Source organism: Phyllobacterium bourgognense (genome assembly GCF_003337575.1).
GTDB classification, from domain to species: domain Bacteria; phylum Pseudomonadota; class Alphaproteobacteria; order Rhizobiales; family Rhizobiaceae; genus Phyllobacterium; species Phyllobacterium bourgognense.
Genome location: NZ_QPJM01000014.1, coordinates 83,857 through 106,201 on the forward strand (window position 1 = coordinate 83,857; position 22,345 = coordinate 106,201).

At 55.3% G+C, this 22,345-nt stretch carries 21 protein-coding genes; 18 read left to right on the forward strand and 3 right to left on the reverse strand.

What is annotated here, in order from left to right; translation table 11 throughout:
- Positions 1-23 precede the first annotated feature (23 nt).
- The 7 genes from proB to C7476_RS20715 all read left to right on the forward strand — a co-directional run bounded on the left by proB (position 24) and on the right by C7476_RS20715 (position 7,687).
- Positions 24-1,172 (forward strand): glutamate 5-kinase, encoded by a 1,149-nt coding sequence (gene proB, locus C7476_RS20685; protein ID WP_425374014.1) that lies wholly within the window; start codon positions 24-26, stop codon positions 1,170-1,172.
- 3 nt (positions 1,173-1,175) lie between these two features.
- Positions 1,176-2,459 (forward strand): glutamate-5-semialdehyde dehydrogenase, encoded by a 1,284-nt coding sequence (locus C7476_RS20690; RefSeq protein WP_114431751.1) that lies wholly within the window; start codon positions 1,176-1,178, stop codon positions 2,457-2,459.
- Positions 2,460-2,515: 56 nt separating this feature from the next.
- Positions 2,516-3,112: a nicotinate-nucleotide adenylyltransferase gene (locus C7476_RS20695; RefSeq protein WP_114431752.1), complete on the forward strand. Its 597-nt coding sequence runs from the start codon at positions 2,516-2,518 to the stop codon at positions 3,110-3,112.
- Positions 3,113-3,323: 211 nt separating this feature from the next.
- On the forward strand, positions 3,324-3,686 hold the full coding sequence (gene rsfS, locus C7476_RS20700; protein WP_112531036.1) for a ribosome silencing factor: 363 nt from the start codon (positions 3,324-3,326) through the stop codon (positions 3,684-3,686).
- A 114-nt stretch (positions 3,687-3,800) separates the two neighbouring features.
- Complete coding sequence (gene rlmH, locus C7476_RS20705; RefSeq protein ID WP_114431753.1) at positions 3,801-4,283, forward strand: 23S rRNA (pseudouridine(1915)-N(3))-methyltransferase RlmH; 483 nt, start codon at positions 3,801-3,803, stop codon at positions 4,281-4,283.
- Positions 4,284-4,448: 165 nt separating this feature from the next.
- Positions 4,449-5,741, forward strand: a complete 1,293-nt coding sequence (locus C7476_RS20710; protein WP_114431754.1) for an efflux RND transporter periplasmic adaptor subunit — start codon at positions 4,449-4,451, stop codon at positions 5,739-5,741.
- A gap of 2 nt (positions 5,742-5,743) precedes the next feature.
- The gene (locus C7476_RS20715; RefSeq protein ID WP_114431755.1) at positions 5,744-7,687 is read left to right on the forward strand and encodes a MacB family efflux pump subunit; all 1,944 of its coding nucleotides are present in this window, start codon (positions 5,744-5,746) and stop codon (positions 7,685-7,687) included.
- 4 nt (positions 7,688-7,691) lie between these two features.
- On the opposite strand, the gene C7476_RS29515 is transcribed toward C7476_RS20715, so the two are convergent.
- Both C7476_RS29515 and C7476_RS20725 read right to left on the reverse strand, forming a co-directional pair.
- Positions 7,692-8,090 (reverse strand): DUF3011 domain-containing protein, encoded by a 399-nt coding sequence (locus C7476_RS29515; protein WP_114431756.1) that lies wholly within the window; start codon positions 8,088-8,090, stop codon positions 7,692-7,694.
- Positions 8,091-8,161: 71 nt separating this feature from the next.
- Entirely contained in the window at positions 8,162-9,043 is an 882-nt protein-coding gene (locus C7476_RS20725) for a LysR family transcriptional regulator (protein ID WP_114431757.1), read from the reverse strand.
- Between the two features lie 132 nt (positions 9,044-9,175).
- On the opposite strand from C7476_RS20725, the gene C7476_RS20730 reads away from it, so the two are divergent.
- Positions 9,176-10,672: a CoA-acylating methylmalonate-semialdehyde dehydrogenase gene (locus C7476_RS20730; RefSeq protein WP_114431758.1), complete on the forward strand. Its 1,497-nt coding sequence runs from the start codon at positions 9,176-9,178 to the stop codon at positions 10,670-10,672.
- A gap of 37 nt (positions 10,673-10,709) precedes the next feature.
- Here C7476_RS20730 and C7476_RS20735 read toward each other — a convergent pair whose 3' ends face one another.
- Positions 10,710-11,363: a GntR family transcriptional regulator gene (locus C7476_RS20735; RefSeq protein ID WP_114431759.1), complete on the reverse strand. Its 654-nt coding sequence runs from the start codon at positions 11,361-11,363 to the stop codon at positions 10,710-10,712.
- Positions 11,364-11,436: 73 nt separating this feature from the next.
- Here C7476_RS20735 and C7476_RS20740 point away from each other — a divergent pair, with 73 nt between their 5' ends.
- From C7476_RS20740 to C7476_RS20785, 10 genes are all read left to right on the forward strand, one after another.
- Positions 11,437-12,330, forward strand: coding sequence for a dihydrodipicolinate synthase family protein (locus tag C7476_RS20740; RefSeq protein WP_114431760.1), 894 nt, complete (start codon positions 11,437-11,439; stop codon positions 12,328-12,330).
- A 16-nt stretch (positions 12,331-12,346) separates the two neighbouring features.
- Positions 12,347-13,603, forward strand: coding sequence for an NAD(P)/FAD-dependent oxidoreductase (locus C7476_RS20745; protein WP_114431761.1), 1,257 nt, complete (start codon positions 12,347-12,349; stop codon positions 13,601-13,603).
- Between the two features lie 8 nt (positions 13,604-13,611).
- Positions 13,612-14,613 (forward strand): 4-hydroxyproline epimerase, encoded by a 1,002-nt coding sequence (locus tag C7476_RS20750; RefSeq protein ID WP_114431762.1) that lies wholly within the window; start codon positions 13,612-13,614, stop codon positions 14,611-14,613.
- 266 nt (positions 14,614-14,879) lie between these two features.
- Positions 14,880-15,788 carry a branched-chain amino acid ABC transporter permease gene (locus C7476_RS20755; protein WP_114431787.1) on the forward strand — a complete coding sequence of 303 codons (909 nt, stop codon included), beginning with the start codon at positions 14,880-14,882 and terminating at the stop codon, positions 15,786-15,788.
- A 4-nt stretch (positions 15,789-15,792) separates the two neighbouring features.
- The gene (gene livM, locus C7476_RS20760; RefSeq protein ID WP_114431763.1) at positions 15,793-17,190 is read left to right on the forward strand and encodes a high-affinity branched-chain amino acid ABC transporter permease LivM; all 1,398 of its coding nucleotides are present in this window, start codon (positions 15,793-15,795) and stop codon (positions 17,188-17,190) included.
- Positions 17,190-18,587: an ATP-binding cassette domain-containing protein gene (locus tag C7476_RS20765; RefSeq protein ID WP_114431764.1), complete on the forward strand. Its 1,398-nt coding sequence runs from the start codon at positions 17,190-17,192 to the stop codon at positions 18,585-18,587. Before livM ends, C7476_RS20765 begins: the two co-directional genes overlap by 1 nt.
- A complete protein-coding gene (locus C7476_RS20770; RefSeq protein ID WP_114431765.1) occupies positions 18,587-19,318 on the forward strand; it encodes an ABC transporter ATP-binding protein in 732 nt (243 codons plus the stop codon). The genes C7476_RS20765 and C7476_RS20770 overlap by 1 nt, the downstream gene beginning before the upstream one ends.
- Before the next feature lie 43 nt (positions 19,319-19,361).
- Positions 19,362-19,715 (forward strand): DUF6867 family protein, encoded by a 354-nt coding sequence (locus C7476_RS20775; protein WP_114431766.1) that lies wholly within the window; start codon positions 19,362-19,364, stop codon positions 19,713-19,715.
- 129 nt (positions 19,716-19,844) lie between these two features.
- Entirely contained in the window at positions 19,845-20,960 is a 1,116-nt protein-coding gene (locus tag C7476_RS20780; RefSeq protein WP_114431767.1) for a branched-chain amino acid ABC transporter substrate-binding protein, read from the forward strand.
- Positions 20,961-21,203: 243 nt separating this feature from the next.
- The gene (locus C7476_RS20785; protein WP_114431768.1) at positions 21,204-22,319 is read left to right on the forward strand and encodes a branched-chain amino acid ABC transporter substrate-binding protein; all 1,116 of its coding nucleotides are present in this window, start codon (positions 21,204-21,206) and stop codon (positions 22,317-22,319) included.
- Positions 22,320-22,345: the final 26 nt, after the last annotated feature.

Genomic DNA, 22,345 nt, shown 5'->3' on the forward strand with positions numbered 1-22,345 from the left:
AACTCCGAGGTGGCGAAGAGCAAGTGAATTCACTACCGAAGCTTGCGTCCTATCGCCGGATCGTTGTCAAGATTGGCTCGGCCTTGCTCGTTGATCGTGTCACCGGCCTCAAGCGTGATTGGCTTGAGAGCCTTGGCACCGACGTTGCGGCCTTAAGCGCATCGGGCGTGGAAATGCTGATTGTATCCTCCGGCGCGATTGCGCTTGGCCGGACGGTGCTTGGTTTGCCAAAGGGCGCATTGCGGCTCGAAGAAAGTCAGGCTGCAGCTGCCGCCGGCCAGATCGAATTGGCCAAAGCTTATGCTGAGGTTTTGAGCCATCACAAATTGCGCGCCGGACAAATTCTTCTGACCCTTGCCGACACTGAAGAACGCCGCCGTTATCTCAATGCGCGCGCGACGGTGGGAACCTTGTTGCGATTGAAGGCAGTTCCCGTCATCAACGAAAATGACACGGTTGCCACCACCGAAATCCGCTATGGCGACAATGACCGGCTTGCTGCACGGGTTGCGACCATGATGGGCGCGGACCTCCTGATCCTGCTTTCAGATATCGATGGGCTCTATACTGCCCCGCCGCATCAGAATCCTCATGCGCAATTTTTACCCGTTGTTGATGCGATTACACCCGATGTCGAAGCGATGGCTGGTGCAGCCGCATCGGAATATTCGCGCGGCGGCATGAAAACCAAGCTGGATGCGGGTAAGATCGCCAATGCGGCGGGAACAGCCATGATCATCGCCTCCGGCACGCGGCTAAACCCGCTGGCCGCCATCGATCGGGGTGAGCGCTCCACAATGTTCAAAGCCAGCTTGACGCCGGTCAATGCCTGGAAAACCTGGATATCCGGCAATCTTGAACCATCCGGGCGGCTGGTGATCGACGAGGGTGCGCTTGTCGCTCTCAAATCCGGCAAGTCATTGCTTGCTGCCGGCGTTCGCGAAGTTGCGGGCCAGTTTACACGGGGCGATACAGTCGCTGTGTTCGGACCCGATGGCCATGAGGCAGCTCGCGGGCTTATTGCCTACGACGCTGCCGATGCCGTAAAGATTGCGGGGCGCAAGACCAATGAGATTGGCACGATTCTCGGTTATGATGCCCGTTCCGCGATGATCCATCGCGATGATCTGGTGGTGCGTGCCGCAAAGCGCGCTGCGACGGCCAAGGAGTAAGAGATGGTGCGACGAGTGGATAAAGACCTGCCGGTTGCCGAATTGATGGCCGAAATCGGCCGCAAGGCACGCGCCGCCGCGCAATCTCTTGCCACTGCGTCTCCTGACAAGAAAACAGCAGCGCTGGCAGCTATGGCAGACGCCGTTGATAGGCGTGCGGCTGACATTCTCGAAGCCAATGACCGCGACATTGCGGACGGCAAAAATGCAGGCATGTCGCCAGCGTTATTGGACCGGCTCAAACTTGACCATAACCGGGTTGCCGGGATTTCCGCGAGCATTCGTGCAATAGCCGGTCTCAAGGATCCGGTTGGAGACGTCATTGCCGAATGGGATCGCCCGAATGGACTGCATATCGAACGCGTCCGCACTCCCCTCGGCGTTATTGGTGTGATCTACGAGAGCCGGCCGAATGTAACTGCGGATGCAGGTGCGCTATGCCTTAAATCCGGTAACGCTGTGATCTTGCGCGGCGGTTCGGATTCCGCACATTCGTCGAAGGCTATCCATGAAGCCTTGCTCGAGGGACTCGCAGCTGTCGATCTTCCGGAGGCCGCGATCCAATTGGTGCCGACCACCGATCGCGCTGCCGTTGGCGAAATGCTCAAAGGTCTTGATGGAAACCTCGACGTGATCATTCCGCGCGGCGGCAAAAGCCTGGTTGCCCGGGTACAAGCTGAAGCCCGTGTGCCGGTGTTTGCCCATCTTGAGGGTCTTTGCCACCTCTACATCGATGCCTCTGCTGATTTGGCGATGGCGCGCAAGATTGTCGTCAATGCCAAGATGCGCCGTACCGGCGTATGCGGTTCGGCCGAGACGCTGCTTGTCGACAGGCTTGTTGCACCAACCCATCTGGTGCCACTCCTTGAAGACCTACGTTCAGCGGGTTGCGAAATTCGTGGTGACGACGGAGTCGTGAAGCTCTTCGCGAGTGCCAAACCTGCCACTGAGGGAGATTGGTGCACTGAATATCTCGATGCGATCATTTCAGTGAAGCTCGTTGATGGTGTGCACGGCGCAATACAGCATATCAATCATTATTCCTCACATCATACCGAAGCTGTCGTTGCCGAAGACCCTCGCATCGTGGAGCGGTTTTTCAACGAGATCGACTCGGCCATTCTTTTGCATAATGCCTCTACGCAGTTTGCTGACGGCGGTGAATTCGGCATGGGCGCCGAGATCGGAATTGCCACCGGCAAGATGCATGCGCGGGGTCCAGTGGGGGTCGAGCAGCTGACCTCGTTCAAATACCGTGTGCGCGGCAGCGGCCAGACTCGTCCGTGACGATAAAGGCAAGTTTACAAACGAGCTTTCCAGGCGTCAGTAAGGCGCATCTGCGCATGCCTTTCGTCGAAAAGGGTATGACGGTGGGGCTGTTTGGCGGTTCCTTCAATCCGCCACACGCAGGTCACGCGCTGGTGACTGAAATTGCACTGCGCCGCCTGAAGCTTGACCAGCTCTGGTGGATTGTCACGCCGGGCAATCCGTTGAAGGATACGCGCCATCTGGCGCCATTGGCAGATCGCCTGGAACGCTGTGAAAAACTGATTCACGACCCCCGTGTGAAAATTACGGCATTCGAAGCCGCCCACAATATACGCTACACCGCCGACGCGCTGGCTATGATCAAAGCCCGCAACCCGGGTGTGCATTTTGTCTGGATCATGGGTGCGGACAATCTTGCGGACTTCCACCTCTGGCAGCGCTGGCAAAAGATCGCTTTGACCTTTCCGATTGCTGTTATCGATCGTCCGGGATCCACTTTGGCGTTCCTTTCATCCCGTATGGCCAAGACGTTTGGTTATGCGCGTATCGATGAGGACGACGCGCCGATCCTGGCCCGTTCACGTGCGCCAGCTTGGACTTTCATTCATGGGCCGAGGTCATTGCTGTCATCGACTGCTATTCGCAACGGTGTGATGAAACCAAAGACGTGAAGCAGCGTTTCAACTACGCGCCCCACCATACGGAGCATGGCCGCAACAGCGAGTTAGTTCGATATGACGTCTTGAAACTGTCATGCGACTCTGCCTATCTTATTGGTGTGCAGTACGGGTACAAACTGCGTTACGTTGTTCTTAAGGGAAAGGAAATACACTGAGAACAGCATTTCAAAAGAAGGATGCCTTGGCACCTTCACCGGCAGAGATGAACGGTATCAATTCCGTATCTCTTGCCCTTCAATCGGTCCTTGCCAGTCTTGAAGACGCAAAGGCCGAAAATATTATTCCCATCGACCTTCGAGGCAAGTCCGTCATTGCTGATCATATGATCATCGCATCGGGACGTTCGCATCGTCATGTAGCGGCGGTTGCGGACCAACTTTTGCGTGCTCTGAAAGAGAGCGGGCATGGCAACAACGCCAAAATCGAAGGTCTTTCCGGCGGCGATTGGGTGTTGATCGACACGGGCGACATCATCATTCATATTTTCCGTCCCGAAGTTCGTGAGTTCTACAACCTCGAAAAGATGTGGCAGGCTCCCGAACTCGACGGAGAGACCGTCCACTAGCAGGTGGATCGGAGCGTCGAACAACACGGTGCTCTGAACTGTTGATAGATTTTGCCGGTTCTGAACCGGAGGAGGGGTTTCGGGCTGCCAAAGGCCTGGAACCCGGAGTGAGCCATGCGTATCACTGTCTTTGCCGTGGGCCGGATGAAGTCTGGCCCCGAACGAGAGCTGGCAGATCGCTATTTGGACCGCCTGAAAAAGACGGGTGTTCCGCTCGGGCTTGAATTCACATCCGTTATCGAAATTGCGGAAAGCAGAGCGTCTCAGGCAGAACTGCGCAAGCAGGAAGAGTCTGCGAAAGTTCTTGAGGCACTCGACCAAGGTGGCGTGCTCATTCTCCTGGACGAGCGCGGTAAGACGATGCCCTCAGAGGCCTTCGCGGCATCGGTTGCGAGGTTTCGCGATGATGGCAAGCGTCAGCTCCTGATGGCGATCGGTGGCCCTGACGGACACGACGCTTCACTGAGGGATCGTGCCGATGTCGTTTTGGCACTTGGCGCGATGACGTGGCCGCACCAGATTGTTCGTATTCTCGTTGCAGAACAACTTTACCGGGCGACGACAATCCTCGCGGGTCATCCCTACCATCGCAGTTGAAATTCATTCAGCTCTCATTCATGCCCACAACTCATAATGGCGGCTCAGAGATCATTACGAAAATATAATGATCTCAATACTGTTCGGGCGAACCGCTCATCTCCATTTCTTGCTAAGATGGATCGGGAAAAGTGTCGTTCGTCGGCGCAAAAAGGTGGACGGTTGATGAGCAAAATAGCCAAGCAAGGCAAGGCATCCCCTGCCGAGTCCAACGTGACCTTCATTCCGGCCACCTTAAAGCCGGATCGAAGAAAGAAGCGGTCCCGTCTGTGGATATGGCTTCCCGTCATCCTCGCGGTAGCAGGGGCAGGTTATTACGCATGGATAAACTACAGCGCATCAATAGCGAGTACTGCCGTGATCACTCAAGCGGTCGTACGTGGTGACATCGAGAATGCAGTTACCGCCGTCGGCACGTTCGACTCAATCAAGTCGGTAGATGCCGGCGCTCAGGTGTCCGGGCAGCTCAAGGTGCTGCATGTCGAGATTGGCGATACGGTCACCCAAAATCAGCTTATTGGCGAGATCGATCCTGCCACCATACAGAACAGGATTGAAATCGATCAGGCGGAACTCGCCAATCTGCAGGCACAGCTGATTTCGAAGAACGCGCAGCTGGTGCTGAAGCAGGCCAATATCGACCGCCAGCGCAATCTTGTGGCGACGCGCAGCGTTTCACAATCTACGCTGGATCAAGCTATCGCCGACCTCGCGGCGGCCGAAGCGGATGTGAATGCCCTGGCAGCACAGATACGCAAACAGCAGGCGACATTGGCCGGTGATCAGGTCGATCTCGGTTACACGAAGATCTATGCGCCCATGGCGGGCACGATCGCTGCTGTCCCGGTTAAAGAGGGCCAGACTCTGAATGCCAGCCAAACGGCGCCGACGATCGCAACGATTGCGGATTTGTCGACGATGACGGTGAAGGCACAAGTCTCGGAGGCTGATGTCAGCAAGCTCAAGATCGGCATGGATGCGTATTTCACTTTGCTGGGGCAGCCAGGCAAGCGTTACAAGGGAAAGTTGCGGCAGATCCAGCCGACCCCAGATATCCAGAACAATGTCGTGCTCTACTACGCTTTGTTTGATGTTCCGAACCCTGATGGCGATCTCATGATTTCAATGAGTGCGCAGGTGTTTTTCGTACAGTCGGCTGCAAACGATGTGCTTGTTGTGCCAAGTTCTGCAGTTAGCAGTTCTGACGGATCGCGTCGCGCGGGAACCGGCGACAAAGCTCACAAGGCTGAGGTTGTGGTCGTGACCACCGCTGGCTCTCAGGAAACTCGCAAGGTAGAGGTGGGTGTCCGCAACCGTGTCAGCGCCGAGATCAAGAGTGGGCTGAAGGAAGGTGAACTCGTGGTCGTCGGCCAGGGAGGCGAAAGCAACGGCGCAAGCACGAGCCGTAATTCGGGTAATCGCTCGCAGCGCGGCATGCGTATGCCGCCGATGTTCTGACGATGACCGCCCTCATCTCGCTCAGAGACATAAGCAAGACGTATCACAATGGCGACCTCGCCGTTGAGGTCCTTCACGGAATATCGCTTGATATCGAGGCGGGCGAATTCGTCGCGATCATCGGGCAATCCGGTTCGGGCAAGTCGACGCTGATGAATATTCTCGGCTGTCTCGACCAGCCGACCAGCGGTGCTTATCTGCTCGACGGCGAACACGTTTCTGGCTTTGAGCCTGATGAACTTGCCGGATTACGCAGGCGCACATTTGGCTTTGTCTTCCAAAGCTACAATCTCATCCCGACCGCCAGTGCGCAGGAGAATGTCGAAGTCCCGGCCGTCTATGCGGGCGCGTCGGCGCGCGACAGGCATGACCGGGCAGAGGCGCTGCTCAGCTCATTGAAGCTTGGGGACCGGCTCGATCATCGTCCGAACCAGCTTTCTGGCGGTCAGCAGCAACGTGTCTCCATCGCGCGGGCTTTGATGAATGGCGGTCGGGTCATCCTTGCGGACGAACCGACCGGCGCTCTCGACAGCCAGAGCGGCGACGAAGTCATGGCGCTGCTGCGTAGCATGAACGAGAGTGGTCACACGATCATAGTCATTACCCATTCACGCGAAGTTGCGGAACAGGCCGACCGGCTCATCGAATTGCGGGACGGCCGAATTATCTCGGACCGGACCAAAAAGGGTCGCAGCAATCCCGAAGCCGCAACAGGCCTCAAGCAAAAGGCTTTCGAGGGTGTTGCCGCAATCGCCGATATTTCCGAAGCTATCAAAATGGCCCTCCGTGCATTGCGGGCCAACCTGTTCCGCACAATTCTCACACTGCTCGGTATTGTCATCGGTGTCGGTTCTGTTGTGGCTATGCTCGCTATCGGCACGGGTGCGCAGAACTCTGTACTCGACCGGATTTCTTCGATGGGATCCGATCTTTTGGTGATCCGCCCGAACATGGCCAATTTCCGCGGCGGTACGGGTGGCAGCGTCGTGACCCTGATTCCAGCTGATGCAGATGCCATCCTCGAACAGCCAAATGTTGCTTTCGCTGTTCCGGAAATGACGAGCACGGTGACGGTACGTTATGGGAATGTCGATTATCAGACGACGGCCAATGGTACGGTTCCGCAGTTTACGCAGGCGAAATCCTGGACAGTGGGTAAGGGCGAGTTCATCAATCAGGATGACATGACCAATTACGCCCCGGTAGCAGTGCTTGGTCAAACTGTGGTCAAGACGCTCTTTGCCGACGGAACGGATCCCATTGGCAAGTATGTACTCGTCAACAAAATTCCATTCCAGATCATCGGCGTGATGAGCGAAATGGGCGCAGGCATGGGCGGCAACGATCAGGACGATACGGTTCTGGTTCCCCTGACGACTGGAAGCATGCGGCTTTTCGGCCAGCGCAACGTGCGGACGATTACCGTGCAGGTAAAGGACGGGGCGGCGATCGACGCCACGCAGGAGACGATCCAGTCGCTTTTGGACAAACGTCACCAGAGACAGGACACCCTCATCACCAATATGGCCTCCATTCGCGAAGCTGTCACCGAGACATCAAATACGCTGAAGCTGTTTCTTGGCGCTGTCGCGGCAATATCGCTCCTCGTCGGCGGAATCGGGGTCATGAATATCATGCTGGTAAGTGTCACGGAGCGAACTCGCGAGATCGGAGTTCGCATGGCAACGGGCGCGCGGCGCCGCGATATTCTGCTGCAGTTCATAATAGAGGCACTTGTGGTTTCGGCGATCGGTGGGGCGATCGGCGTCGCGGCAGGCATAGGGACTGGAGTACTGGCAAAGCTTCTCGGTGCACCGATCAGCTTCACGATCGGGCCGGTGGCGTTAGCTTTTGCCTGTTCATTCTTGACGGGGCTCGTCTTCGGGTACCTGCCGGCCAGGAACGCCTCGCGGCTTCAGCCGGCAGTAGCACTCAGCTCAGAGTAAACGCCTAAAAGTCGAGTTCAAGTTCGACGCCATTGTCACGCCGGCGGCGAGGGTACCGGTCGTCGTATCGGTCATCCTCCCGGTACCTGTCCCGGCCGCGTCTAGAATCGGTGAAGACCGCAGCACAACCCTTATCTACCCAGATAGCGCCGCGATTGTAGCCCCAGCTGTCGCCAGCTATGCAAGGTCTCTTGGAAATCTGCCTTGCAATGCGCGGGCGGCGCATGTCTGCATCGCATTCCCTGTATCTGAACTTACGCGATTCGCATCTGACGGAATCTTGCGCCTGTGCGGGCAATACAGGCAAGAATTGCGCGCCGCCAAAAACTACAGCGAATGCCAGGATATATCGGTACATTTTCCCTCTCCGATACCGTTTCGAATCACCATTATGGTGCACCATTTTAAAGTCGAGTTGGCGATTTTTGTTCCGCGCTGGTTAATCATTATTTGGCCTGTGAAACTGTACCTCATTCAGGAGAATCGCGCGTTTTCACGGTTCACTATATCGGAAATGAAATTCGAGACCGCTGCGATGCGGCGAAGTGTACGAACGGATTCGTGATAGGCCAACCAGTAGGACCGGTGAATGGTGCGTTCGGGCAGAACTGGCACAAGGTCTTCATGCTCGCGCGCAATGAACATGTGGAGTATTCCGATGCCTGCGCCAGCCCGCACCGCCTCGACCTGTCCAAGTGCACTTGAAATTTCAAAGGCTGCTTTCCAGTCACGAGTGATTTCAGGCGCGTAGTTCAGCGACGGACTGATGACGAGGTCATCGACGTATCCTACAAGGCGATGCGCCGAGAGTTCATCCACCGTCTGCGGCGCCTTGCGCTCGGCCAGGTAGGAACGGCTGGCGTAGAGGCCGAGGCGGTAATCGACAAGCTTGCGCGCTACGAGGCGTCCCTGATCGGGGCGATCGACCGTGATTGCGATGTCGGCTTCGCGCCGGGAAAGCGAGAACGATCGGGGAACCGGCACCAACTGTATTTTCAGGTCTGGATATCGGGCTGTGAGCAACGCCAATCTCGGTGCCAGGAAGGTAACGCCAAACCCATCCGGCGCCCCAATCCGAACTGACCCGGAGATGGCGACGTCGGCATCGCCGAGTGAAGAGCGAATGGATAACATTTCCGCTTCCATGCGCTCCGCAGACAATAGAAACTCTTCACCTGCGTGCGTGAGTTCACACCCATTGGTCCGCCGGGTGAGAAGCTTTGTATTAAGATCGTTCTCCAGCGCTGTCAGCCGTCGCGCAACTGTCGCGTGGTTAAGCCCTAGACGTCTTGCCGCCCCGAGAATCTGTCCGGACCGTGCAACAGCCAGGAAAATACGTACATCATCCCAATTCATAAAAGCCTCCAGCTCAAACTGGTACTTCAATTTTTGCACAACGGATACGCTTTTGCTTGGCTTGCAATAAAGTTTTTGAAGCGCGATGATAGTAACAACAGAAATCCAACTATTACCGGGAGGTTATTCGCTATGCGTGACGTAGGACATTTTATCGGTGGCAAGCATGTCGCCGGAACCAGCGGTCGTACGACTGAGATTTTCCAGCCAATGGACGGAACTGTTCAGGGCCGCGTTGCACTTGCGACACCGGCGGAAGTCCGCGCTGCAGTAGAGAATGCAAAAGCTGCGCAGCCCGCCTGGGCCGCAACCAACCCGCAGCGTCGGGTACGTGTCATGCGCAAGTTCCTCGAGCTGGTCGAAGCCGAATATGACTCGTTGGCCGAACTTCTAGCGCGCGAGCATGGCAAGACAATCCCCGATGCCAAGGGTGATATCCAACGCGGTCTGGAAGTGGTTGAGGTGTGCCTGGGTGCGGCGCATATGCTGAAGGGCGAGTTTTCTGACAGCGCCGGAACTGGCATTGATGTCTATTCAATGCGACAGCCTCTCGGGGTAGTTGCCGGCATCACGCCGTTCAATTTCCCTGCAATGATCCCGCTATGGAAAGCTGGCCCGGCAATCGTGTCTGGTAACGCCTTTATTCTGAAGCCTTCAGAACGCGATCCGGGCGTGCCTATGCGCCTTGCAGAGCTTTTCATCGAAGCGGGGCTTCCTGCAGGCATCTTCAACGTCGTCAATGGTGACAAGGAAGCGGTCGATGCGATCCTTGACGACCCGGACATCAAGGCTGTCGGCTTTGTTGGGTCAACCCCGATTGCTCAGTACATTTACACGCGCGCTACGGCGAACGGCAAGCGTGCCCAGTGCTTTGGCGGCGCCAAGAATCACATGATCATTATGCCGGATGCTGATATGGACCAGACCGTCGATGCACTGATTGGTGCGGGATATGGTTCTGCCGGCGAGCGTTGCATGGCCATTTCCGTGGCGGTACCAGTTGGCAAGGACACGGCTGACCGCCTTGTCGAGCGGCTGATTCCCCGTGTGGAAAGCCTCAAGGTTGGCCCTTCGACCGACATGTCGGCCGATTATGGTCCGGTTGTCACCAAACAGGCGCTGGAGCGCATCCAGGGTTATGTGAATCTCGGCGTGGAAGAAGGTGCCAAACTCGTGGTCGATGGTCGTGGTTTTACGATGCAAGGTTATGAGAACGGTTTCTACATGGGCGGTTGCCTGTTCGACCATGTGACGTCAGACATGCGGATATACAAAGAAGAGATCTTCGGACCGGTTTTGGGTATCGTTCGCGCTGACACTTATGAGGACGCGATCCGTCTGCCAAACGAACATGAATACGGCAATGGCGTTGCAATTTTCACGCGTGATGGCGATGCGGCCCGCGATTTTGCCTCTCGGGTTCAGGTCGGAATGGTCGGTATCAACGTGCCGATCCCTGTTCCGATTGCCTATTATACCTTCGGCGGCTGGAAGGGCTCTGGTTTCGGCGATCTCAACCAGCACGGACCGGATGCGTTCCGCTTCTACACCAAAACCAAGACTGTCACGTCCCGCTGGCCTTCCGGCGTCAAGGACGGTGCCGAGTTCGTTATCCCCACGATGAAATGAAACAAGAATGCCGCCGGCCTCCGGCGGCATTCTTTGTCTAAGGTGCCAGGGTACGCAAATGATCGATAAGTTTGGTGGCCTCTTCAGAAGCTCGATCCGGTGCCCCGGCAATGATAGCATCGATTAATGCCTTGTGAGCGCCTCCGGATTGCTGAAGGCTTCCGGGTCTCTGCAAACGGAACCAAAAACGCCGGCTATGGGTTTGAAGCGGTGATGCAAGCCGGGCAGCAAACGGGTTTTCCGCCGCTTGGCCAAGCACAGTATCGAAGATTTTGTCCGCCATAAGGAAGCGACCGACATCATCGGATGCAAGAGCGGTGCTCATGGCGTCAGAGGCTTCCCTCAATCGCTTGTGGTGGAGAGCTGCACCATAGCGGGCGGCATCACGGGCGAGGACGCGTTCAACCCCCTCGCGGGTGTCCAGTATTTTACCGAAATCCTGCAAATTCAGCGGGGCGATGGCGATGCCGGAACGGGGCCGGATTTCCATGAGGCCTTCCCAAGCAAGCTTTTGTACTGCCTCGCGCACCGGAGTGCGGCCCATCCCTGTGATATCCGTCAGTGCCCTTTCGTTGACGATCGAGCCGGGCTCCAGTTTCAGTGTTACGATCATCTCCTCCAACTGGCGATAGGCGAGCTCTGCCAGGCTCTCGCCCGTCTGTGCAACCGTGTGGATGGTCGTTTGATACATAAGTCGTTCTCTCGGATTGACAGCTATAAACGTTACAGATATATTTGTGATATATCAAGAAGGAGCAAGTGTCATGTGGTCAGGTGTATTTCCAGCAGTTACCAGCAAATTCACTGAGAATGATAGTCTCGATCATGGTGAAATGGAACGCTGCTTTGCACTGCTGATGGATGCAGGCTGCGACGGATTGATCGTGGCAGGGTCTCTCGGCGAAGGGCCGATGCTCAGCCATGACGAGAAACTTGAGGTCTTGAAGACTGCGCAGAGCGTTGCCAAGGGACAGCCCGTGCTCCTGACCATCAATGAAGCAGCAACGCGTGATGGTGCCGCGCTGGCAAAACGTGCTGCCAAAGCTGGTGCGGATGGCCTGATGCTCGTTCCAAGCCCGATCTACCACACAGACCCCGACGAAACAGTGACGACGCTGAAAGCTGTGGCGGCGGCAGGCGACTTGCCGGTAATGATCTATTCCAATCGCATCGCTTACCGCGTCGACGTAACGAGTGAAATTCTGACGGAACTTGCGTCGGATCAGCATTTCGTCGCGATCAAGGAATCTTCCGATGACATTCGCCGCACGACAGATATCATCAACATGTTCGGTACCCGGTATGACCTCTTTACCGGTGTAGACAATCTCGCGTTTGAAGCGTTGACCGCAGGCGCGATCGGTTGGGTTGCTGGCCTCGTCACAGCTTTTCCGAAGGAAACTGTTGCTATCTACAAACTGGTCATGGCCGAACGCTATGCCGAGGCGCTGGAAATTTATCGCTGGTTCCGCCCGCTTCTCGACCTCGATGTTTCCACCTACCTCGTACAGAACATCAAATTGGCGGAAGTGCACGAAATCGGCACCAATGATCGAGTCCGCCTGCCGCGTCAGCCGCTGCGTGGCGAACGACGTGCTGCTGTCGAGAAGACCGTCATGGACGCGATCGCATCCCGTCCGAAACTCCCTGCGCTCTGAGCCAGTCGGCTGATTGATGGGCGGCCAACGTTCGGACACAAAGGAAATTGTTATCATAGGTGCCGGCATTGTCGGCATCGCCATTGCTTCCTATTTGTCGGAAGCTGGTCGTAAAGTTCTTGTCATCGACAGGCAGGGTATCTGTGAAGGGACAAGCGCCGGCAACGCCGGGGCATTGGCATTTTCCGATATTCTTCCCATGGCTTCGAAGGGCATTCTTGCCAAGGTACCGGGTTGGCTTGTCGACCCCCTCGGGCCATTTTCAATTCGTCCATCATATCTGCCGAAGCTGGCACCGTGGCTCTACCGCTTCTGGCGCGCCAGCCGTGCTGACGCGCTGGAGCGGACCGTACAGGCGCAGGGCGCTCTAATGCGGTTTGCCGAGCCGGAAATGCTCGGTTTAATGGAGCGGGCAAGTATTCGCCATATGGTGCGCGAGGATGGTTCACTTGAACTCTATGAAAGCGAAGAGGAACTGAATGCTGCCCTGCCGGGCTGGAACGCTCGTAAGCGAGCGGGCATTCCCTTTGAGCATCTGCACGGCGAGGAGCTTGCCACAAGCCAACCCGGTCTCGCATCGCGCTTTGTTGCTGGCACCTTTGTGCCTGGCTGGAAGACGGTCAGTGATCCCCAACATGTGGGTAAGGGCCTGTGGCTTTACGCGGCACGTCTTGGTGCTGAATTTCTGCACGCTGAAGCCACTGCTGTTGCAGCAAGCGAAAGAGGCGCGACGATTCAGCTGACAGACGGCACACGTATTAAAGCTGCAAAACTGATTATTGCCGCTGGTGCGTGGTCGCATCGGCTGGCAAAGAGTTTGGGGGATGCAATTCCTCTGGAGACCGAGCGAGGTTATAACACAAGTTTGCCGGTGGGGGCGTTCGATCTCAAGCGCCAGCTCATTTTCTCGGGCCACGGCTTTGTGGTAACGCCACTCGAAACTGGTATCCGTATCGGCGGCGCAGTCGAATTTGGTGGACTGGATCTGCCACCTAATTATAAACGATCCGACGCGATGTTGACGAAGGCGAAAATGTTTATGCCTGACCTTGATACTTCGGGCGGCAGGCAGTGGATGGGATATCGACCGTCCTCGCCAGATTCATTACCGGTTATCGGCTATGCAAGAACCAGCAAAAATGTTCTCTATGCTTTTGGTCACGGCCATCTTGGACTGACACAATCGGCGGCGACAGGACGCTTGATCACGGATTTGATTGTTGGAACAAAGCCTGCAATTCCGATCGGACCATTCAGCCCGCAACGTTTCTAAGGAGTATCATGGCGCGCCATTCCTTTTTCTGTGTCGATGGTCATACTTGTGGCAATCCAGTACGTCTGGTAGCGGGTGGCGGCCCCAATCTTTCCGGTTCGACGATGATGGAAAAGCGGGCGCATTTTCTCGCAGAATTCGACTGGATCCGTACAGGACTGATGTTCGAGCCGCGGGGGCACGACATGATGTCAGGATCGATTCTCTATCCTCCTACCCGTGACGATTGCGATGTGGCGGTACTGTTCATCGAAACGTCGGGCTGCCTTCCCATGTGCGGACATGGAACGATCGGTACGGTGACGATGGCGATCGAACACGGCCTAATAACACCGAAGACACCAGGTATCCTCAAGCTCGATACACCCGCCGGCCTTGTGGTCGCCGAGTACGAACTAGACGGCCAGTACGTCTCCAGTGTGAGAATCACCAATGTTCCTGCATTTCTCTATGCCGAGAAGCTGGAAGTCGAATGTCCGGATTTGGGAACGTTATTCGTCGATGTTGCCTATGGTGGGAATTTCTATGCGATCGTCGATCCCCAGGAGAATTTCACTGATATTGCCGACTATCGAGCGCTCGATCTTATCGGCTGGAGTCCGATACTCCGAGAGCGCCTCAATGAGCGCTATTCGTTTCAGCATCCGGAAAAGCACGATATCAATACCCTCAGCCATATTCTTTGGACCGGCGCACCGACCCAACCAGACGCCCATGCACGCAACGCAGTTTTCTATGGGGATAAGGCGATCGATCGTTCGCCCTGTGGAACCGGAACATCCGCCCGTATGGCGCAGTTAGCGGCGAAGGGGAAGCTGAAACCAGGCGATGATTTCGTGCACGAATCTATAATCGGCTCGCTGTTTCATGGCAGGGTCGAAAAGGCCATCAGCGTGGCCGGAAAGCCCGCAATCATTCCGTCGATCGCAGGGTGGGCGCGCATGACCGGATATAACACCATCTTCATAGACGACCGCGACCCCTTTGCTCACGGCTTTGTGGTCAAATAGTTCCTTTTGGATCACCGGGCAATTAAGGCACGACTAGTCAATTCGTCTAACACAAGCGGAAATGCCGGAATTTCTATTGCATTGCACATCAAATTTGGTGAAAATTTCCAGAGAATATATGCCAGCAAATGTAACGTTGTTGTGTCAGCCAAAAAAGCAGTTGCTTTCTATAACGCAGACGCTAGGTGTAGAGGCATTGGGGTAATGGGAACCGGATAAAAAAACCGGATAAAAAACTTCCCAATAAAATGAGGGGTATCGTTGCGATGGAGTACTTCATCCAGCAATCGATCAATGGATTGACGCTTGGTTCAATCTACGGACTGATCGCCATCGGTTATACGATGGTTTACGGAATCATCGGCATGATCAACTTCGCTCATGGTGATGTTTTTATGCTCGGCGCCTTTATGGCGATGATTGTTTTCCTTGCCTTGACTACTTTTATTGGCGGTGTGCCGGTCGTTCTGGCGCTGCTGCTGATGATGATCGTGGCCATGCTGCTGACAGGGTTGTGGAGCTGGACAATCGAGCGCCTGGCCTACCGGCCCTTGCGCGGTTCATTCCGTCTCGCACCATTGATTACAGCGATCGGCATGTCCATCGCCTTGTCTAATTTCGTGCAGGTCACACAGGGTCCCCGCAACAAGCCGATCCCGCCGCTCGTCAATGGTGGCATCACGATTTACGGCACGAACATCACTGTCGCCTACAAACAGATGGTCATTATGTTCGTAACAGTGATCCTGCTTGCCGCGTTCTGGTATCTTGTCAACAAGACGACGCTCGGAAGAGCGCAGCGCTCCTGTGAACAAGACCGCAAGATGGCGGCTCTGCTTGGAATCGACGTAGACAAGACCATTTCCATGACCTTCGTTATGGGCGCCATGCTCGCGGCAGTCGCCGGCACGCTTTATCTCATGTTCTACGGCGTCATCTCCTTCACCGACGGTTTCACCCCTGGCGTCAAAGCTTTCACTGCCGCGGTGCTGGGCGGTATTGGCTCACTCCCTGGTGCTGTGGTTGGTGGTCTGCTGATCGGCCTGATCGAGGCTCTTTGGTCGGCCTATTTCTCCATCGACTACAAGGACGTTGCCGCATTCTCGATTTTGGCAATTGTTCTGATCTTCCTGCCTTCCGGCATTCTCGGTCGGCCCGAAGTCGAAAAGGTTTAAGCGTATGGCCGACGTCCAAAAAATAGAACCGGATTCCGTCTTCGCAAAAGCTGTGAAGGAAGGGCTCCTCGCCGGTGCTCTCGCCTTCGGATTATTCTTTCTGATCGTCGGTTTCCGCACCGATCAGAATATCCGGAATGAGCTTGTTCTCAACCAGCGTTGGGGGCTGCTGGCGATCTTCGTGCTTGTCGCTGCCATAGGGCGGTTCTTGCTGACCGCTTACATTACACCCTGGAGCGAAGCGCGCAGCAAGAACAAGCGTGCTGCCGTCGAGAAAGAACAATCCGCATTCCGCAAGAGCTTCCCCAAGATTGGACTCGGACTGCTGCTCATCTATCCGTTCCTCGTGATTCTGATCCTCTGGGCCTATAACGGCTCTATCATGGGTGGCCTGCAAGGCTCACTGAAGTATGTCGATAATTTCGGCATTCAGATTCTGATCTATGTGATGCTCGCCTGGGGTCTAAATATTGTGGTCGGTCTCGCCGGATTGCTCGATCTCGGTTACGTCGCCTTCTACGCTGTGGGTGCCTATTCCTACGCCCTGCTCTCAACCCATTTCGGCTTATCGTTCTGGCTGTTGCTGCCCATGGCGGGCATTTTCGCCGCCCTCTGGGGCATCATGCTAGGTTTCCCGGTTTTGCGCCTACGCGGCGACTATCTGGCGATTGTAACCCTCGCTTTCGGTGAAATCATTCGTTTGGTGTTGATCAACTGGACCGTCGTTACCAAGGGCACGTTCGGTATTTCGGGTATCGCCAAAGCAACCTTGTTTGGCATTCCTTTCACCCCTGGACCAACCGGTTTCGCAGCGCTGCTTGGTCTTCCGAACTCCGGCGTCTACTACAAGATTTTTCTCTACTATCTTATTCTGCTCCTTGCGCTCCTGACTGCATGGGTCACCATTCGCCTGCGCCGTATGCCTATCGGTCGTGCGTGGGAGGCTTTGCGTGAGGATGAGATCGCCTGCCGTTCGCTCGGCATCAATACGACGACGACGAAACTGACAGCGTTCGCCACTGGCGCAATGTTCGGCGGATTTGCTGGTTCCTTCTTCGCGGCACGGCAGGGATTTGTCAGCCCTGAATCCTTTGTGTTCCTCGAGTCCGCTATCATTCTTGCAATCGTGGTTCTAGGGGGCATGGGATCACTGGTCGGCATCGCTATCGCTGCGGCAGTGATGATCGGCGGCACCGAACTCTTGCGCGAGTTGGAATTTCTAAAGCGCATCTTTGGACCGGATTTCACTCCCGAACTCTATCGTATGCTCCTGTTCGGTCTCGCGATGATCGTGGTCATGGTGTGGAAGCCGCGTGGTTTTGTTGGCAATCGAGAACCGAGTGCCTTCCTGCATAAACGCAAGATGGTGTCCAGCGAGTTTACCAAAGAAGGCCACGGCTGATGGTTTCGGAAGTGCAAAACAATCCCACTGCAATCTTGCGCGTTGAGCGGCTCTCGATGAAATTTGGTGGCCTCATCGCGATCAACGACCTGAACTTCGAGGCCAGGCGCGGCGCGATTACTGCCCTTATCGGCCCCAACGGTGCAGGCAAGACCACGGTCTTTAATTGTATAACCGGCTTTTACAAGCCGACCGAAGGTATGCTGACGATGACCCGTCAGAATGGTGAGGAGTATCTCTTGGAGCGGATGGCCGATTTCGTCATCACGAAGAAGGCCAAGGTCGCGCGCACGTTCCAGAATATCCGCCTGTTTTCGGGATTGACCGTTCTGGAAAATCTCCTCGTCGCTCAGCACAATCCGCTGATGTTGTCGTCTGGTTTTACCATCCTCGGCTTGCTAGGCTTTCCTACCTACAAGAAGGCGGCTTCGGATGCGATCGAGAAGGCCCGTTTCTGGCTGGAGAAGATCAATCTGGTAGAACGCGCCGACGATCCGGCTGGTGATCTGCCCTATGGTGCGCAGCGGCGCCTCGAGATCGCTCGTGCAATGTGTACGGATCCCGAACTGCTCTGTCTTGATGAACCTGCCGCAGGTCTCAATGCGCGCGAGTCTGCTGAGCTCAACAAACTTCTGCTCGACATTCGCGATGAGACCGGGACTTCGATCCTCCTCATCGAACATGACATGTCGGTGGTGATGGAAATCTCCGATCACGTTGTTGTTCTCGAATACGGCACGAAAATCTCGGACGGCACGCCTGAGACTGTGAAAAACGATCCAAAGGTCATTGCTGCTTATCTTGGTGTCGAGGACGAAGAAGTGGTCGAACTGATCGAACAGGCGGAAGCCGCTGGCGTCGATGATATCACCGCGGCCGTAGACCTGCTTTCGACCGAGGCGCTGCTCGAAATAGAGGAAGCGCATCCGGATATGGCTCCGGCCGCACTTATTCCTTCCGCTCCTGCTAAGGTCAGGCGGACCAGAGCTACGGCTGCAAAAAAGCCCACTGTAAAGTCCGCCACAGACACAACTGCTGCCAAGCCTGCAGCAGCGAGTACCGTGAAATCGAAGCCAACCAACCCAGCAGCAAAACCCCCTGCGGCAATCAAACCCGGTGCAACGGCGAACGCACTTGCAGAGCCGCGTGGCGGCAAGGCAGACAAGCTTATCGTCATCAAGGGCATCGGGCCGGTCAACGAGCGCAAACTCAACGAACACGGAATATTCCACTTCGACCAGATCGCTGCATGGAAGAAGGCCGACATCATCGCCGCTGAGGCCTACCTTGCTTTTGATGGGCGGATCGCGCGTGAAGACTGGATTGGACAGGCCAAGAAGTTGGCAAAGCAGAGCCAGGTAACTCCGGCGCCCAAAAAGACCGGAGGGGCTAAATAATGCCAGAAAAGCAAGCCCTTCTCAGCGTTGAAGGCGTTGAAACCTACTACGGCAATATTCGTGCTTTGAGCGGCGTGACAGTCCACGCGGATCCGGGTGAGATTGTCGCTTTGATCGGTGCCAATGGCGCCGGAAAGTCCACCTTGATGATGACGATCTTCGGGATGCCGCGCGCGCGTACGGGACGTGTCATTTTTGACGGCAAGGACATCACCCAATTGCCGACGCATGAAATCGCGCGGCTACGGATTGCGCAATCACCGGAAGGCCGCCGCATTTTTCCCCGCATGACGGTGCAGGAAAATTTGCAAATGGGTGCAAGCCTCGACAAGCTTGAGTTCTTCGATGAAGATTCGCGCATGGTGTTCGATTTATTCCCACGGTTGAAGGAACGCATCAATCAGCGCGGCGGCACGCTTTCGGGCGGCGAACAGCAAATGCTGGCAATCGGGCGGGCGCTTATGGCACGTCCGCGCCTATTACTGCTGGACGAGCCCTCATTGGGTCTCGCGCCACTGATCATCAAGCACATTTTCGAAGCGATCAAAGAGTTGAACAAGACCACCGGATTGACGGTCTTCCTGGTTGAGCAGAACGCGTTCGGGGCTCTGAAGCTCGCCGACCGCGGCTACGTGATGGTGAACGGTATTGTGACGATGAGCGGATCGAGCGCGGAACTTCTTGCAAATCCGGAAGTGCGCGCCGCGTATCTTGAAGGCGGTCGCCACTAACGAGAGAAGGGCCTTCTTGAAGGGCCTCAAGGGGAATATTGCCATGCAGGGCATCTTATACGAAGAACCTTCAATCTGGCTGTTCATACTGGTTACCTGCCTTATGGGCGGCTGGGCCGCGTGGATGGCAGGACGAGCATGCGCCAAAACATGGCGCCCCTTGATAATCGTCATATTCTACATGCTGCTGTTAGGCATCGCTGTCCGGTTCATCCACTTTGCTCTTTTTGGTGGAACGATGTTCACGCTTCACTACTACATCGTGGATACGATTGTGCTGACCATCATCGGAATCCTCGGCTATCGCTATACCCGTACCAACCAGATGGTCCGGCAATATCATTGGCTCTATGAAAAAACTTCTCCATTCGCCTGGAAAGACAGAACGAGAGCTTAACCTATCTCGCTGATGCGAAATGAATCAGCGTGACAACCGCCGGGAAATCGGCAAAATGTAATCTTCAAGCGACGAAAAAAGAGCCGTCGCGAGGGGTTTGGTAAGTACCTAGAAAATGGGAGTTTTCAAATGAAGAAGTCACTGTTATCGGGCGTTGCGCTTGCTGCAATGCTCGCCTTGAGCGGCAATGCGTATGCCGACCTTCTGATCGGTGTCGGTGGACCGTTGACCGGACCAAATGCTGCTTTCGGTGCGCAGCTGCAAAAGGGTGCAGAAGCGGCCATCGCTGAAATAAACGCAGCCGGCGGTATTAATGGCGAGCAGGTTAAACTGTCACTGGGCGATGACGTTTCGGATCCGAAACAGGGCATTTCCGTTGCCAACAAGTTTGTTGCTGACGGTGTGAAGTTCGTTATCGGCCACTTCAATTCCGGCGTTTCGATCCCGGCATCTGAAGTCTATGCTGAAAACGGCATTCTGGAAATTACGCCTGCGGCGACCAACCCGGTCTTCACGGAGCGCAAATTGTGGAACACCTTCCGCACTTGCGGACGCGATGATCAGCAAGGCGTTGTAGCCGGTACATACATTGCCGAAAAGTTCAAGGACGCCAAGATTGCGGTTGTCCACGACAAGACACCATATGGCCAAGGCCTCGCGGATGAAACCAAGAAGACGCTGAATGCCAAGGGCATGAAGGAAGCGATGTACGAAGGCGTTAACGTCGGCGACAAAGACTTCTCCGCGCTGATCGCCAAAGCAAAGCAAGCCGGTGTTACAGTTCTCTATTGGGGTGGCTTGCACACGGAAGCTGGCCTGATTATCCGCCAGCTCGCTGACCAGGGCCTGAAAGTCACGTTCATCTCCGGTGACGGTATCGTCTCGAACGAACTTGCTTCCATCGCTGGCGATGCCGTAGCGGGTACTTTGAACACGTTCGGCCCGGATCCGAGCAAGAATCCAGCCAACAAGGAACTCGTCGAGAAGTTCCGTGCGCAGGGCTTCGAGCCGGAAGCCTACACGCTCTACGCCTACGCAGCAGCACAGGTCATCGCTGATGCAGCAAAGGCAGCTGGATCGAACGATCCTGAGACCGTTGCGAAAACGATGAAGGAAAAGGGCCCGTTCAAGACCGTCCTTGGCGATATCGCCTTTGATGAAAAGGGCGACCCTAAGCTTCCAGGCTACGTTATGTACGAATGGAAGAAGGGCGAAGACGGCAAGTACAGCTATTTCCAGCAGTAAGCCTTCCGTTTGAGACGATAAGTGAATGCCCGGCCCAGTGCTGGGCATTCGCATTGATACCCATCGCATTTGCCGTGTCCCGACGGAACATCGCAGCGCTTATTAGCTCGCATAGAATAGAATACCAGCTATTTTTTTCGTAAGTCTTTCGTTTATCCGCCCAAGACCTATGCCGGTGATCAAGCTCCGGATATGGTAATATTGCCCACCAATTTTTGACGTCATTTTAGAATGGAGTTTTGTATGACGAAGCTACTTTTTCCCGGCATGGTTGCAGCAACAATGCTCATATTCACCGGTTACGCTGGCGCCGATATACTCATCGGCGTTGGGGCTCCACTCACTGGACCGAATGCGGCCATGGGTGCGCAGATCAAGCGAGGGGTCGAGGCTGCTACGGCTGCTATCAACGATGCTGGCGGTATTAATGGTGAGAAGATCGATCTAGCCTTTGGCGATGATGTTTCCGATCCGAAGCAAGGTATTTCCGTCGCAAACAAATTTGTGGCCGACGGCGTGAAGATCGTTATTGGTCATTACAATTCGGGTGTATCGATACCAGCGTCGGAGGTTTATGCGGAGAATGGCATCCTGCAGGTAACCCCGGCGTCGACCAATCCGAAATATACCGAGCGCGCTCTCTGGAACACATTCCGAACCTGTGGCCGCGATGACCAGCAAGGGAAGGTCGCCGGAGCATATATCGCCAATCATTTCAACGACGCCAAGATCGCCATCGTCAATGACAAAACGCCCTACGGCCAGGGTCTCGCCGATGAAACCAAGAAAGCACTGAACGCCCAGGGCCTCACCGAAGTGCTCAACGAGGGCGTCCATACCGGTGACAAGGATTTCTCGGCGCTGATCAGCAAAGTGAAGGAAGCCGGCGTTACCGTGTTCTATTGGGGCGGTGTTCACACGGAAGCAGGGCTGATCATGCGTCAATTGGCAGACCAGGGCCTTAAAGTCCAATTTATTTCAGGGGCGGCGATCGTTTCAAATGAGCTGGCTTCGATAGCAGGCGATGCCGTCATCGGTACGCTCAATACATTTGGTCCGGATCCACGCAACAACCCGGCGAACAACGAACTGATCGAGAAATTCAGGGCCGATGGTTTTGAACCGGAAGCATTCACGCTGTACGCCTACGGCTCCCTTCAGGCCATCGCTGCTGCCGCAACCGCCGCAGAAACAAATGATCCGGAACTGATAGCCAAATCATTGAAAGGAAAGGGGCCATTCAAGACGGTACTAGGTGATCTGGCGTTTGACGAAAAGGGCGATCCGAAATTCCCGGGCTACGTCATGTACGAATGGAAAAAGGGCCCCGACGGCAAGATCGGCTATTTCCAGCAATAAGCTGACTAACTGATATATGCGTGAAA